16 protein-coding genes are annotated in these 13,679 nt (G+C 64.0%); 1 reads left to right on the plus strand and 15 read right to left on the minus strand.

Annotation, left to right across the window (positions count from 1 at the left end; all coding sequences use genetic code 11):
- Positions 1 to 28: 28 nt before the first annotated feature.
- From W823_RS56310 to W823_RS35745, 14 genes are all read right to left on the minus strand, one after another.
- Entirely contained in the window at positions 29 to 316 is a 288-nt protein-coding gene (locus W823_RS56310) for a hypothetical protein (protein ID WP_051406364.1), read from the minus strand.
- The gene (locus W823_RS56315; protein WP_051406365.1) at positions 316 to 882 is read right to left on the minus strand and encodes an ABC transporter permease; all 567 of its coding nucleotides are present in this window, start codon (positions 880 to 882) and stop codon (positions 316 to 318) included. Before W823_RS56315 ends, W823_RS56310 begins: the two co-directional genes overlap by 1 nt.
- Entirely contained in the window at positions 879 to 1,796 is a 918-nt protein-coding gene (locus tag W823_RS35700; RefSeq protein ID WP_235189407.1) for an ABC transporter ATP-binding protein, read from the minus strand. The genes W823_RS56315 and W823_RS35700 overlap by 4 nt, the downstream gene beginning before the upstream one ends.
- A complete protein-coding gene (locus W823_RS35705; RefSeq protein ID WP_023955396.1) occupies positions 1,793 to 2,770 on the minus strand; it encodes a hypothetical protein in 978 nt (325 codons plus the stop codon). The genes W823_RS35700 and W823_RS35705 overlap by 4 nt, the downstream gene beginning before the upstream one ends.
- A 115-nt stretch (positions 2,771 to 2,885) precedes the next feature.
- Positions 2,886 to 3,377, minus strand: coding sequence for a flavoprotein (locus tag W823_RS0128035; protein ID WP_023955400.1), 492 nt, complete (start codon positions 3,375 to 3,377; stop codon positions 2,886 to 2,888).
- Entirely contained in the window at positions 3,377 to 4,162 is a 786-nt protein-coding gene (locus W823_RS35710; RefSeq protein ID WP_051406366.1) for an LLM class flavin-dependent oxidoreductase, read from the minus strand. The genes W823_RS0128035 and W823_RS35710 overlap by 1 nt, the downstream gene beginning before the upstream one ends.
- Positions 4,150 to 4,401: a hypothetical protein gene (locus tag W823_RS58000; RefSeq protein WP_051406367.1), complete on the minus strand. Its 252-nt coding sequence runs from the start codon at positions 4,399 to 4,401 to the stop codon at positions 4,150 to 4,152. The genes W823_RS35710 and W823_RS58000 overlap by 13 nt, the downstream gene beginning before the upstream one ends.
- Positions 4,398 to 5,528 (minus strand): insulinase family protein, encoded by a 1,131-nt coding sequence (locus tag W823_RS35715; protein WP_152537990.1) that lies wholly within the window; start codon positions 5,526 to 5,528, stop codon positions 4,398 to 4,400. The genes W823_RS58000 and W823_RS35715 overlap by 4 nt, the downstream gene beginning before the upstream one ends.
- On the minus strand, positions 5,525 to 6,682 hold the full coding sequence (locus tag W823_RS35720) for an insulinase family protein (RefSeq protein ID WP_161633974.1): 1,158 nt from the start codon (positions 6,680 to 6,682) through the stop codon (positions 5,525 to 5,527). Before W823_RS35720 ends, W823_RS35715 begins: the two co-directional genes overlap by 4 nt.
- A 209-nt stretch (positions 6,683 to 6,891) precedes the next feature.
- A complete protein-coding gene (locus W823_RS35725) occupies positions 6,892 to 7,098 on the minus strand; it encodes a hypothetical protein (protein WP_023955406.1) in 207 nt (68 codons plus the stop codon).
- 80 nt (positions 7,099 to 7,178) lie between these two features.
- Complete coding sequence (locus W823_RS57655; RefSeq protein WP_133248684.1) at positions 7,179 to 7,382, minus strand: hypothetical protein; 204 nt, start codon at positions 7,380 to 7,382, stop codon at positions 7,179 to 7,181.
- Between the two features lie 97 nt (positions 7,383 to 7,479).
- On the minus strand, positions 7,480 to 8,490 hold the full coding sequence (locus W823_RS35735; RefSeq protein ID WP_023955410.1) for a T3SS effector HopA1 family protein: 1,011 nt from the start codon (positions 8,488 to 8,490) through the stop codon (positions 7,480 to 7,482).
- The gene (locus W823_RS35740; RefSeq protein ID WP_081729641.1) at positions 8,487 to 9,581 is read right to left on the minus strand and encodes a phosphotransferase; all 1,095 of its coding nucleotides are present in this window, start codon (positions 9,579 to 9,581) and stop codon (positions 8,487 to 8,489) included. The genes W823_RS35735 and W823_RS35740 overlap by 4 nt, the downstream gene beginning before the upstream one ends.
- The gene (locus W823_RS35745) at positions 9,578 to 10,318 is read right to left on the minus strand and encodes a bifunctional 2-polyprenyl-6-hydroxyphenol methylase/3-demethylubiquinol 3-O-methyltransferase UbiG (RefSeq protein WP_023955414.1); all 741 of its coding nucleotides are present in this window, start codon (positions 10,316 to 10,318) and stop codon (positions 9,578 to 9,580) included. Before W823_RS35745 ends, W823_RS35740 begins: the two co-directional genes overlap by 4 nt.
- A 495-nt stretch (positions 10,319 to 10,813) precedes the next feature.
- Between W823_RS35745 and W823_RS35750 the strand changes: the two genes are divergently transcribed.
- Entirely contained in the window at positions 10,814 to 12,007 is a 1,194-nt protein-coding gene (locus W823_RS35750) for an alpha/beta fold hydrolase (RefSeq protein ID WP_031331486.1), read from the plus strand.
- Positions 12,008 to 12,129: 122 nt separating this feature from the next.
- Here the strand turns inward: W823_RS35750 and W823_RS35755 are convergent, their stop codons facing one another.
- Positions 12,130 to 13,632: an MDR family MFS transporter gene (locus W823_RS35755; RefSeq protein ID WP_023955418.1), complete on the minus strand. Its 1,503-nt coding sequence runs from the start codon at positions 13,630 to 13,632 to the stop codon at positions 12,130 to 12,132.
- Positions 13,633 to 13,679: the final 47 nt, after the last annotated feature.

Raw genomic sequence — 13,679 nt, forward strand, 5'->3', positions numbered from 1 at the left:
GCCAGAACTTTCAACGGGTGCTCGGAGGTCAGTAGCCCCGCGCGGCACGACGCTGCGCGAGGGCTTCCAGGCGAGCACCTGACTGGCGGCGGGTCATCACCCGCAACGCCCGCGGCGCCAGGACAAGCCCCAGCACCGCCCACGCCACGGGTACCCCGATCGCCAGCACCACCTGTCCGACACCGTCGAACGTGGTACCGGGGACCAGCGTCACCCGCGACAACAATCCCAGCCAGTAGACCGGGAAGAACTTGATGGGAACCGTCAGCCAATCCGGGAGGTCCCCGATGGAGAAGAAGATGCCCGACACCGACATCAGGCGTACGCCACCAACGAGATCGGGAAGATCGCCAGCGGCGACTTCACCAGGCTTCCGGCGACGGCACCGATGGGCACGGTCGCGAACAACGTCAACGCCGCGACACCGGCCAATGCGACCCATCCCGCGAACGTCCCGGGCAGGATCGGAGCGACGAAGATGTGGGCTGGGATGAGGATCAGCAACGCGGTCACCACACCGGTCACCAACAGACTCAACGTCTTTCCGATCAGATGCCCTGCGAGCCCGTAGGGCAGCGTCCGGACCCTGAGCATGGTTCCGTCGTCCTGTTCGGAGACCAGCTCCCCGCAGATCCCGACGAATCCACCGACGAACAGCGACGCGGCAGCGATCCCGGCGAGCATCCCGACGGCACCTTGTCCACCCAGGACATCGCTGACGTCCACGTTGGTGAAGATCAGGACCAGGGCGATCGGAACGATCAGGTGACCCAGCGCGCTCGGCCGGGTGAAGCGGATGACCAGTTCCACCTTGGCCTGCAACGCCCCGAACTTCACCACACCGAGACTGCCGGCGCCGGCTCGCGAAGCGATTGTTGTCATGGTCGGACCTCCTCGGCTGTGTTGTTCTCGCGCACGATCGACAGGTACACCTGCTCGAGGGTGCCGCGCTGAACCTCCAGATTCCAGGCACGCTCGGGGCCCGTGACCAGCTCGCGCACCAGCGAATCGGAGTCCGCGACCACACGACGCCGTGGACCCTGCTCCGTCATCCACGACACGGTGCTGGTCGAGGCCAGCGTGGCGCGCAGTTCGGTCGGACTCCCGTCGGCCACCACCCGGCCGTGATTCAGGATGATGATGCGCTCGCACATCTCTTCGGCTTCGTACAGATTGTGTGTCGCCCAGATGATCGTCGTGGAGTGCGCCAGGCTTCGGACGAGTTCGTAGAACGACTGCCGGATCTCCGGATCGAAACCTGTTGTCGGCTCGTCGAGAAAGAGTAGTTCCGGCCGGCTGATCAGTGCGGCGGCAACGTCCACCCGACGGCGTTGACCTCCCGAGAGGGATCGAATCTGCTGATTCGCGCGGTCGCCCAGTTCGACTGCTTCGAGCAACTCGTCCACCGGCCAGAGATTCGCCACACCCGCTGCCCGATGGGCCGCACTGATGTACCGCAGGAAGTCACCGATCTTCCACGTCCCGTGGTCCCGCCACGCCTGCAGCACCACGCCGAGGCGCGACCGCCACTGCTCGGGCGCATCGTCGGGGCGGTGGCCCAGCACGGATACGTTGCCCCCGGACGGCTTTCGCAGACCCTCGAGGATCTCGATCAGCGTGCTCTTGCCGGCACCGTTGGGGCCCAGCACGGCGACCTTCTGGCCGGAAGGGATCTCGAATCCCACGTCTTTCAGCACATCGGTTGTGCCATAACGCATGGTGAGTCCGTCTACGCGAACGCTCGTCGATCCGGTTCGACTCGAATCGAGGACGTTCATGGACGTCTGGCTTGTCATGATCGTGTCCCATCGTCGGGTTCGGTGTTGTCGCGCATGTGTTGTCGTCGGGTCAACCACGTCACAAACGGGGCAAGGCCCGCAAGGTGGTCCGTACGGCCGGTGGTCCGCACGAAGTCGAACATGTGGAGTGCGATGCGAGCAGCCACCACATCGTCGAGGCGTCGTCGATCGACCTCTCGACCGGATTGCGCCGAGTAGCCGTCGAGCAGGGCCTGCGCTGCTCGTCCGAACGGCGCCGAGTGCGCGGCACCGAGAGACTTACCCGAGTTCGCGGCGGTGTATTCGAACTCCGTCAGTTCACCGATCATCCAGCCCAGATCGAGTTCAGGAGGCCCACTGCACATCTCCGGCCCGATCGCGACCTGCACGGTTTTGTGATCGTCGTCGGTGAACACCGACCCCAGGCTGAAACCGCCGTGGCAGGTCAGGTGCGGCCCGTCGGTGAAAGTCCGGGCGATCGACCGGAGCGCGCCCAGCGTCGCCTCTGGTAGCGCTGCGTGCACTGCCGACACGTCCATCGGGGAATCGGTGGCCGACAGGTAGGAACGGAGTCGTCGCACGTGGGGGCTCTCGAGGTCCCCGGGCGGATACGGACCGGCGCCGTGCAGGTGAGCCACGAGTCGCCCGAGGTCGGCCATACTCTGCAAACCGTTGTCGGTCAGGAACGCCGGGCTCACCACAGGCCACAGCTGGTTGGCGAGTTGGTCGCCGACTGTCAAGTCGAACCGGAACTTGCTGTCATCCACCCGTACCCCGCGAACGAACGCGGCACGTCCGACAGACGGGGGCACGATCTGGCCCCATTGGTGCTCGGCCTCACACTGTTGCCGATAGCGGCGGGTCAGCGCGAACGACGAGCCGGTGTGCATGAGCCGCTGGTACCAGGCCGCGGTGTCGAACTCCCAGACCGTGGTGGCAGTGTTCAATTCAGCAGTGTTCAATTCGGCACTGTCCGTCCCTGTGCCGTTCATTCCGAGCTCTCCAGCTGGGATTGATCGGCCAGTGCCGACGACAACGCCTGCGCCGCAATCGGAAACAGAACCGGCGGCAGGCCTTCCAGATCCGGATCGCTCACGCTGAAGCCCTTCATCGGCGCCAGCAACTCGACGTTGGGACGGTCCTCCAGGCTTGGCGGTGCCGATGCCATACCGGTGTCTGGGTGAAACCCGGTGGCGCCGAGGCGGCCACCACCACCGGGGCGGTACTGCCCTGAATGGCCAGCATCGCCGGCGAATCACAGAGACCGGCAGAGAGTCTGGACACGAAGTTCATGGTGGCCGGGTGAACGAGATACCCCTGCGCCCACTGTGTGAGATCCACGTGAATCGGCCGGTGCTCGTTGTCCTGCCAGCTGTCGATCACCGGTTCGTACCCAAACCCTCGGATGGTGCCCAACCCGATGAACTGCAGGGAGGCTGGGGTGAGGACCACTCGGACCTGCGTGGACGGGGAAGTCGAGCGCAACCATCCCAGCCACGAGTGCAGGAAGGCCGAGCCGAGGGCTCCCGTAGCCATCACCACGATCCGGCGTTCGGCGAGCCCGTCGATGCGGTACGACTGTGGGTCCGCGCCATCCATCAGGCAACCACCCCGGTGGATCGGGCAGACATCCGCGGGATCGCGTGCTCGGGGATCGTCAGGCGCGCAGATGATTTGGCGTGGAGCGCGGCCAGGATCTCCTCGAGATCCTCGACCGCCTGGCCTGCTCCATGGAGTTTGGCGACACCGAAGACGTTCAGGACAACCTCGTGCACGCCACGCCGGTGCAGGTCGGCGACCGAGTCGACGAGTTCGTCCGCAGACCCGTACAAGTAGGTCCCGGACGAGACCAGTTCACCGGCGCCCGCCCACGGATCGGATTGATCGACGGCGACACCGCCCTGTCGGAGCATGTCGGTGTAGTGCGGCGCGCTCAGATGAGCTCCGACCGCGGCATGCGCGAGCTTCTGCGGATCTCGTCCCGGACGGCGGATGGCCATGTGGACCACAGCGGCGACTCGAGGTGCGGGTCGGTCGTGTTGTGCTGCGCTCTCCCGCATCTCGGGGATCAGGACATCGTCGAGGTACCCGGCTGGGGTGAGCCAGGTGATCGCCCATTCCGCGGCCCGCCCGGCACACCGGGCCATGCTCGGACGAAGAACCCCTAACCCGGTTTCGACCGAGCCGAACATCTTGTCCACTCGCTCCGGGCCGTCGGCCGGACCCGTCTGCAGAGGTCCGGGAATGATCCCTTTCACCTGATCGAGGAACTTCCGCGCCGAACTGACCGGCGCCTTCATCGGCGCGCCATAGAGGCTCTGCTGCAACTGCGCACTCCCGGGACCGATCCCGGCCACGTAGGTCTGGCCGGTCAGCCGCCCCACCGATTGGGATTGGACAGCAAATCCGTGAGGCTGGAACAGGGGATAAAGCGCCACGCACTGCCGAATTGGAGCGGATATCCCCGGCCGGCCAGCGCAGCCATCGTGAGATGGGAATCGACTGTGGACGAGTGACCGAACCACAGACGATGGCCGCCTCTGCGGGCCGCCTCCGCATAAGGCACCACCGGACCGATGGCAACAGGCATCTCCGGATACATGATTCCGATGTTCGAGTTCACAATTCAACCCACTTTCCGTTGGAGCAATCAGGTGAGAGCACCACAGCACCGAACCCGTCTGGCTCGTACATGGTTTCGACCGTGCGGGTCAGTGTGTCGACGCCGGCGCGAGCGACCAGATCCTCTGGCGACCCGGTGGTGTCCAGCGCCGAATCCAGAGAACCCTCGTATATCGCCGCGCGTTCGTCCACCGCCGACTGCAAGGAATCACGGTCGACGATGGTGCGACCGATCAGATAACGCGCCGCGTCCACCATGCTGGGCCGCGTGAGCTTTCGATGCGCGAACTGGTCGAGAGCGGTCCGGATGGCGTCGTCGCAGGCATCTTCATCGCCCGGCGTGGTCTGTACATCGACGACCAGCAGATGCCGTCCGTCGCGCTGCAACAACGTGGACTGAGGGCTGTAGCTCAAACCGCGCTGGCCCCGAACACAGTCGACGAGGTGTGAGCCGTACACGCCCCCGAAGGCCACATTCACCAGGCTCCGCGCGAGTCGCTCGCCGGGGTCTGTCGGTGGGTCGATGAATCGATACCACCGCACCCACGATGACCTGACCGGGACCTGGGCCCAGCGCCGTGTCGTCACGTCCGGCCGCCGAGGTGTTCGGCGCGCGGTTTCCCGCTTCGGCTTCACGCCGTTCTCCACTGCGGTGTCGACCACGTCGCAGATTCGGTCACGGGCTGAGTGGAGCGCGGATTCGCAGTCACCGCCCCCGACAATCACGTCGAAGGACAGCGTGGTCAGGATGGACGTCAATTCACCTTCGGTGGGGTCGGTCTCGTCGTGGGCGTCGAAGGTCAGGGCGGTGATCAGTTCGGCCGGCGAGGTCGGCGGAGATGCCGGCGCGATCATGTTGTCTGCAAACGCCTTTCGCCAGCTTTGGAGTCTGGCCACCAGCTCATCGACAGCGCGGGGATCCGATCGCCACGTCGCGGTGACAAAGATCCCTTCGGAGCCGGCGTGGGCGCGAGCCGACACGATGCCGGCCCGGTGAAGCCCCTCGGTGAGGGTACGTGCCAGACGCGACCGCGCACCCCATCCCACCGCCGGTGTTGTCACGAGCGAGAGGTACATCAGGTCGGTGCTACCCCGCACCAGTACGTCCTCGGTCAGCAGGCTCGTCATGATCGACCCACCCCTGTCGGGGCTGCCGAACTCAGTGTCCCGGCCGCACACGCGCGCGCATGCCAGAGGTACTGATCGATCTCTTCGGGTGTTGTCTGTGCGACAGCGCAGCGGCGTGCCCACGTCTGTATGCCGAATGCGCTGTCTCGGGCCACCATCGCGGCGTGGGTCGCCGTGCTCGACAGTTCCTTGTCGATGTTGTCCAGCGCGCGCTGCTGTGCGTGCACAAAGAGCTCGGAACGTCGATCCGAGGGCGTATCGGTCCACTGCGGAACCGCGATGTCGGCGCCATGAGGCCGACTTCCGATGAGAACACGGTGGTCCGGCCCCATCGTTGCGCCGAACAGTCCTGTTTGCCAGTGTGTTCCGGGCGAAACGGCGTTGGCCCATTCGACCGCGATCATGGAGTGCGCTTGTGCTGATTCCGGGGCGGCCCCGTGTGCGTCGGGTACGTATCGAATCGACGAGTACATGGGAATCTGGGTCGCAACGGAACTCTGCCGGTGGTGCGGACCATCGATCAGGTCGCCGAAAGCCGCGGTGTAGGCGTCCGTCGCGGCTGTTTCCGGTTCACCCTCTTCACAACCGAGGAGATCCAGCACCAGGTCGGGACTCCACGGCCCGGCAACACCCACGGCCACCGGTGCCGGCGAGTACGCGCGATGCAGGAAACGCTCGATTGCCTCCGGCGTGGCCGCTTCGATGTCGGCAAGATCCGAGAATCCGTTGTGGCGCAGTCCGAAGTCCGTCGACAACACGCCCAGTGCGTCGATCCAGGGAAATCCCGCCGTCGGCGAGGTCGACATACGGCGTGCCACCTCCTGCCGGATGATTCGGCTCTCGCATTCGATGTCGACTGACGTGATGCGCGGTGGTGCAACCCGTGCGATCGCCCGGTCGATCCAGTCCGGGATCTCGGCTTCGGCGGGCGCCGGGATGACAAAGCTGTATTCGGTGTGAAACGGGTAGGTCTGCGCGTTCGAGATGCCGCCGACACGGACTATCTGGTCTTCGACTCTCTCGCCCGATTGATCTCGAGCGTACTGATGCATCAGATGCTCACTCAGATGGGCGAAGCCGGCCTCTCCGGGCCGCTCGTGGGCGGTCCCCACCGGGATCACCACACTCAGTCCCATCGTGCGCGCGGACTGCACCCGGCTCGCAGTGATGTGACACCGACCCCGACGCCGGCAGGTCATCGTGAACACGCCATGTCTCGGCATGGTCTGAACTCCACTGCTGTTCAACGCTTCTGCCCGTCCCTTCGCAATGCTCTACCGGACTGTGTCCGGCGCCGACCGATCACCCGGCGCCGCCACGGAGACGGCACAGCGCGTCTCCGTGGCAGGCCTGGAGTGCTACGTCAGCAACCTGCGCCGACGGTGATGCTGGTGCTGGTGACAACACCCGCACTGGCACCGACCGAGAAGGCAGCGCATTCGGGGCTGGAGGCCGACACGAACGCCGAGACCGGGCTGATGCCGGGTGCCGATTCCGCATTGACGTGTGCGAGCTCTTCGCTGCGGACGTAGTTGGCGTATCCGGAGATGAGTGACTGGGAATTGGTCATGATGCTCCTTCGAGAGTGGATGGTCTGATCTTTGGATTCTCGGATCGAGAGGGTCTGGCGTGTCGAGCGTGGTGGAGCGGTCAGCAACCCCAGGTGATGGTTGCTCCGACACCGCCGGAGCTGATGACGCTCACTGCGGTTCCGCACGCGGTCGACGAGGTGCCGATGAAGCTCAGAATGCCGGGCGTCGCGGACGGAGCTGCTTCACTCATCTCGGTCAATTCCGGTGCTGCCGCGTAGCTGCGGTATCCAGCCACCAGGGACTTCGTAACTGCCTCTGACATGATGTCCTTCCTTTCGTTCGTTCGGTCATTTCCTGATGTCGAGGGGCAGATGCCCCTCGCCTGGCCGTGTGGCCAAGTCTTTGGGTTGCCGACTCTTCTAGTGCGCTGGCGAGTCGAGGTTGCGGTACACCGCAACAGGGTCGATGTTGGCCGTGATGAGCTGCCGTCGAACAGCTTTGGCCAGATCGGGTGCGGCGGTCAGCCCCTCGGCCACGATCGCTTTGGCAATGGTGTTGCTGCGGTGTTCTCCGAAGCTCGTCCCTCTACGTGGAGTCGAGATGTCGGCAGGCTCCCACGCCATCGATACGCCGTTGGTCAACTGACGGCAGAACAGTGAGCCCGGGGCGTGCGGCCGGTCGCTGCGGAGATGGTCCGCGATGTCGTCGACCGCGTGCCAGCTCTCGGAAGGCAGGTACACCACCATGCCGTCGTTGCGCGGGAACCCCGAGCGCCGCGACACGATCTTGACACGCAACGGCAGGCGTCGCTCTTCGATCCACCTGGTGAACGATCCCCACACTTCGATGGCTTCTTCGGCGTCCCCGAGGTGGCGGTACAGGCGGAGCAGACGGGACGTGTGCCCGGCACCCGCCGTGGAGGTGTAGAACATGAACCCCAACGACAGTCGACTCTCCACCGAGGGCACCGCGGCCAGAACGGTGTGCTCGCCCTCTGACAGGATGGTGTTCGATTCGAAGAACACCCGAACGCCGTTGATCAACAACACAACTCCGGAGTCACCGGGAGCACGTTCGACGAGGGTCATCGTGGAAGCTCGATGTTTGACCGGCGTTGCCTCGTACAACCGCGACTCGAGTTCGGGATCTTCGAGAAGCGCAGGGATGAACTCACTGTCACCGGCGCCGGCGGACATGCCGGCATGCAGGTTGCGGTAGAGATGCCCGCCGAGATCGCGCTGCAACTCGGCCGGGGACTCGGCACTGAGTTCGGTTCCGTCGAAAGTCACCTCGCAAGAACCGGATTCAGCAACCGTCAACGCACTTGTCCGCGCGATCAACCACCGGACCGCCTGATCGAGTTCGACGTGTGAGGTGCCGCCGGCCGGTTGTTCATGTCGTAGTTGTTCATGACGTTGCACTGTGGTCACGCCGCGACCCTCCCCTCGGTCATACCGAGCGCCTCGGCGTAGTCGCCGCCGCCGAGAATGGCCTCGCGACCGATGCCTGCCAGCGCGCGATCGAGTGCAGACAACCGACCGAAGTAGGTTCCGGCCGCGAGCGCCCGATCGAACAGTTGCCAGCCGAAGTACTGAACACTTCGCGCAACGAACTCCGGGTCGGCCGCGTCGGCCCGCACCGCGCGGTACGCGTCCCATACCGCACGGGCACCCGGCGTCGCCTCGGCCAATGCAGCCGTACCCCGCTCGATGATCTCGGTGTCGGTGACCGATTCTTCGTCGCCACCGGCAAACGAGGCCAGGCTCTTTCGCATCCGATGGTAGAACACCTCGCCCATCAGAGCGCCGACGTCGCGGGCGCCGTCCTGGAGTCGGAAATCCTCCCAGTCGAGGATCCAGTTGGTCTCGCCGGCCAGCAGGATCTGGTCTCCGCGCAGATCTCCGTGGATGGGTACCGTCGGCGTCGGTGTGGTCGCGAGCTGGTTGAGCGCTGCCCGTAAACCTGGATCGGACTGGATGATTCGCCACATGTCGAGCTGGCCCATGGTGGACCCGTAGTACATCTGGATGGAGATGGCGTTCGGTCCGTGTGGTGGGAAGAACGGTGTGGTGTGGTCGGTCACCGAGGCATCGCGCACCGGCAGGCAATGCAGTCCCGCGACGCATCGGCCGACACGCTCGAGGGTTGCGAAGTCGATGTCGTCGTCTCGGAGCAGTTGACCCGCACTGACCCCGTTGTCGATGAACTCGTACACCACCGTGTGACTGTCGTTGTCGCGAGCGAGAAGTGCGGGCGTCGCAGTGTGAGCGGGTGCGTCGGACACGTCGATCGCATCGTGGAACGACACACTCCGGGTGTACCGGTCCACCGCGCCCAGTCCGGTCATCCGTTTGATGAACACGGTGTGCGAGCCCTCAAAGGTGATCTGGCCGCTGATGTTGCGGCCGAGCAGGGGTTTGACCTCAGTGATCTCATCGACATCTCGACCCAACTGCGGGATCACGTGCGCGATCGAGGAGAGGAGTTGCTTCTCTTGCCGCCGGAACACGGGTTTTGTCATGACGGCACGTCTTTGCGGTACAGCGACAGGCAGCGAGGGCTGTCGGGGCCGAAAGGTGTACTGCCCCAATCAGCCCAGCGCTCGGCCAATGTCAGACCCGCGTTGCGGGCGACGGCGTCCATCTCGTAGGGGAACAGGTATCTGAGGACGTGCGTGTAATTGAACTGTTCGCCATCTCGGAAGACGAGGTTCTGGGCGATGAGCAACTGCCGGCTCGGCTCGGCCACGTACTGCTCCAGCTGGGTGGTGGAGGCGTCGAGCTGGCGCATCTGCACGTCCGGTTGGCGAAGACCGTGGTAATGGTTGGGATTGAATGTCTCCACCAGGAAGAACCCGTCGTCAGCGAGATTGGCTGCGGCATTGGCGAATACCGCGACCTGCTCGTCCAGGGTCTTTGCGACGAACAGGGTGTTTATCATGAGCAAGACGGCATCGAATGTTCCTTCGACCCTCTCGGTGATGAAGTCTTGCTCCACCACCTTGACCCGCCCATCGACGTCTTTCTCCTTCAACTTCGCCAGCATTTCACTGGAGACATCGAGGCCGGTAACCTCAAATCCTATTTCTGCCAAAGGCATTGCGATCCGGCCCGTCCCCACTCCGAATTCGAGAACTCGATTGCCCTTGGCCCGCGACCTGACGAACTCACAGAATGTTGCGGTGTCATTGAAAAAGTCCGGGTACAGCAGATCGTAGATCTGTGCGATCCGGGCGGGATAGAGATCTTCTCCAGACATGCGAAAAACCCTCTCTCACACCGATTGTTGGCGTCTGCACCTGCGGTGACTCGTGACGGAAGTGCCGGTTCAACCTAGGCCTTGCTTCGTTCTCGCCGCGATCCACGTTATTGATGAACTACCCGGGCTTCAACGTAGATAACGCCCACACGGGCCAATTAAGGAGTTGTTCACATTGCATCCACGAGGGCTTTACCGCGGGCGGCGGCAACCGGACCGGCGTCTCACATATTCTTTATGACTTCGAGTAAATGCGAAGTATTCTTTACAATTGCGTGGAGCTGGTTCATCTCAAATTGCTTTATCGAATTACTTTCTTGCTAATTCAAATTGCTGGGCTGATCGGCGTTTGAATCCCGGTTCCATCGGCGCCTGCTGGGCGCGTGGCCGCGGCTCGACGAGATCCACAACCGCGGGCCGGGAAGAGGCTCCAGCCGGGCCGACGGCTCGTCACACGGGCCGGACGCCGGCCGTGGCCACGTAGACTGGTTGCAAATGATTAATGTCGAGCGTCATTCCATTAATCCAGTCACCGACTGGAGCGATGCTCGACGCGTGGCACACCTTCGATCGACCCGGCTCGGCAGCAATTGGCGACGGTTCGGCCGTCTGCGGCGCGGGGCTCTGCGTGTGGGGCTCTTGCTCATCGCGCTGTCAATCCTGTGTGCCCACTACTACGCGCTGGATGTGCAGCCCGAGCGCCAACGTCTGGCGATGACCCATCCTCGCCTCCATCACATCCACGACGCTCAGGATCCGCTCGACAGCGGTACAGCGGTGGTCGACCTGGTCGGACTGGGAAATGTCGACGCCAGTGACACGGCGCGGGCCCTCCCGGCATTCATGGGCATCGGTCAGGTGTGGGCAGTGCAGTACGACAACGCCGGTCTGGACACAGCCGTCATCAGCCGGCTGGTCACCCAGCACGCCCGTCGGGCCGGCGTCAGCAGGATCGTCGTCGCGGGCCACAGCATGGGCGGCATCATCGCTCTGGAAGTCGCCGAGCACCTGTACGAGGACGGGGACCTCGAAGTCCGGGCGGTGGTACTCGACTGCACACCGATCGACCTCCACGCCGTGCGTGCGGAGAGCCGAGACGCAGGCGAAGACATGCTGCGCTGGATGGGGTGGGTTCCGGGTGCCCGCGAGAGCCGAGCTCTGCGCCTGGTGGTGGAGACCGCCGCGCGCAGAGATCGATACCTCTTCCGCCCGTCCGACGGGCATCCGCTGGTGGATACCGGGGAGCTCACCGGCGTGGTGAAAGAAGTGCTCCGCAAGAAATTGTTGTCCGACGATACGGCCAGCAACGGGTTGATCGAATCGCAATTCAAGGCAATTGTCGCCTCGGGTGCACAGAATGATTTACAGACCCTCACCACGGAGTCGGACGACCGTACTCCCCCGGCGATCATCTTCATGCGACCGGCATTCGGCGCAGACGACCCGGTGGTCGACGTCGACTACAGCCAACAGGTTCTGCTCGACGACATCGCCGGCACCGACGCGCGGCTTCTCGTGGTGCGGATGGCCGGGACCGGACACGCGAATCCCAAGCAGCAGCCGGGGATCTACAACGCTGCCATCGACACCAAGGTGGCGCCGTTCCTCGACCGGATGGACGAGAGGGCGGACGCCTCGGTGACGATGGTGCGGGACACCGACATCGCAGGGGCAGTCAGCTCACCGTGACGGTGGCCCTTTGACGCAAGAACCCACCGACGCAAAAAACCTCCGGCTCCTGCTTCATCCTCCGGTTGCAACCGGAGGATGAGACAGATGTCGGAGGTTCTTTGCGGGTGGTGCCGGCCGATCTACTCGGCGGCAGCATGCTCCGGCTTGACGTCGGTCTCGGCTGCCGCCGGTCGTTTCGCCGATCGGACCATTGTCGCTGCCAGCACCAGGACCACCGACATGATTCCGCCGACGAGGAACGCGAGGTGGATGCCGTCGGCGTTGGCAACAACCGCATTGCTGCCGTCGTCGAAGGACGACTGCGTCCCCCGCGTCATCAAGGTGATGAACAGGGCGGTACCCGCGGCGCCGGCGACCTGCTGAACGGTGCTCACGGTTGCGCTGCCGTGCGAATACAGCTCCGGCGGAAGCGATCCCAGCGCCGATGTCATCAACGGGGTGAGACCGAAAGCGATTCCCGCGCTCAGGATCACATGCGCGATGATGACGGTGTACAGCTCCGATTCGGAGTCGAGGGTGGCCAACATCCACGTACCCGCGCTCATCGCGATCGCGCCGGGCAGCACCAGTGGCCGGGCACCCCACTTGTCGTAGAGACCTCCGACCAGCGGTCCGAGCAGACCCATCACCAAACCACCGGGCAACAGCACCAAACCGGTTGTCAGGACGTCTTTGTCGAGCACGTTCTGTAGGTACAACGGCAACAGGATGAGGGCGCCGAACAACGTCAACATGAATCCACCCATCAGGCCGACGGCCAAACGGAACGATCCGACCGCGAACGTGCGCAGATCCAGCAGCGCTCGGCCCTTCTTCACGAGCTTGAGTTGGCGGACGACAAACAGCGCCAGAGACACCACGCCGATGGTCAGCGGCAGCCACGGCGGCACGGGTGCGTGCCCGGATGCCGACTCACCGATGCTGCTCAGCCCGTAGACGATTCCACCGAATCCGAGGGCGGACAACGGAATGGAAATGACGTCGAGGTGGGCGGCCCGCGGTTCGGTGACATTGCGGACGAAGATCCCGCCCAAGATGGTCACCGCCGCGGCGATCGGCAGCACGATCCAGAACATTGCACGCCAGCTCAGCGATTGGAGGATCAAACCGGACACGGTGGGTCCGATGGCCGGGGCCACCGAGATCACGATGGTGACCAAGCCCATCACCCGTCCGCGGGAGTGTTCGGGCACAACGGTCAGGATCGTTGTCATCAGCAACGGGATCATCAGCGCGGTACCCGCGGCCTGGATGACGCGGGCGACCATCAACAGCTCGAAACCGGGCGCCAACGCGGCGACCAGGGTTCCCACGGTGAACGCGGCCATCGCCGCGATGTAGATGGACCTGAGCGCGAAGCGCTGCAGGATGAACCCGGTGGTCGGGATCAAGATCGCCATGGTCAGCAGGAACCCACTGGTCAACCACTGCGCCGTCGGCGCACTGATGTCGAGGTCGACCATCAGCGTCGGGAGTGCGACGCTAAGGATTGTTTCATTGAGGATCACCACGAAGGTCGCCACGAGCAGGAGGCTGATCAACAGCACACTGCCCGCGGGACTTCCGCCATCCTTCCGTGGCGCCTCGGCGCCCACGGTCACGTTTTCGGTCACAGGTTTCATCCCCCACTAGTCCTTCACAACTCGTGCAGCATATACCAACTGTCAGT

Source organism: Williamsia sp. D3 (genome assembly GCF_000506245.1).
Classification (GTDB): Bacteria; Actinomycetota; Actinomycetes; order Mycobacteriales; family Mycobacteriaceae; genus Williamsia; species Williamsia muralis.

Excerpts from the sequence above, each read along its gene's own strand:
- W823_RS56310 (WP_051406364.1), bottom strand. The coding sequence starts at position 316 with ATGTCGGTGTCGGGCATCTTCTTCTCCATCGGGGACCTCCCGGATTGG.
- W823_RS56315 (WP_051406365.1), bottom strand. The coding sequence starts at position 882 with ATGACAACAATCGCTTCGCGAGCCGGCGCCGGCAGTCTCGGTGTGGTG.
- W823_RS35700 (WP_235189407.1), bottom strand. The coding sequence starts at position 1,796 with ATGACAAGCCAGACGTCCATGAACGTCCTCGATTCGAGTCGAACCGGA.
- W823_RS35705 (WP_023955396.1), bottom strand. The coding sequence starts at position 2,770 with ATGAACGGCACAGGGACGGACAGTGCCGAATTGAACACTGCTGAATTG.
- W823_RS0128035 (WP_023955400.1), bottom strand. The coding sequence starts at position 3,377 with ATGGATGGCGCGGACCCACAGTCGTACCGCATCGACGGGCTCGCCGAA.
- W823_RS35715 (WP_152537990.1), bottom strand. The coding sequence starts at position 5,528 with ATGACGAGCCTGCTGACCGAGGACGTACTGGTGCGGGGTAGCACCGAC.
- W823_RS35725 (WP_023955406.1), bottom strand. The coding sequence starts at position 7,098 with ATGACCAATTCCCAGTCACTCATCTCCGGATACGCCAACTACGTCCGC.
- W823_RS57655 (WP_133248684.1), bottom strand. The coding sequence starts at position 7,382 with ATGTCAGAGGCAGTTACGAAGTCCCTGGTGGCTGGATACCGCAGCTAC.
- W823_RS35740 (WP_081729641.1), bottom strand. The coding sequence starts at position 9,581 with ATGACAAAACCCGTGTTCCGGCGGCAAGAGAAGCAACTCCTCTCCTCG.
- W823_RS35745 (WP_023955414.1), bottom strand. The coding sequence starts at position 10,318 with ATGTCTGGAGAAGATCTCTATCCCGCCCGGATCGCACAGATCTACGAT.
- W823_RS35750 (WP_031331486.1), top strand. The coding sequence starts at position 10,814 with ATGATTAATGTCGAGCGTCATTCCATTAATCCAGTCACCGACTGGAGC.
- W823_RS35755 (WP_023955418.1), bottom strand. The coding sequence starts at position 13,632 with ATGAAACCTGTGACCGAAAACGTGACCGTGGGCGCCGAGGCGCCACGG.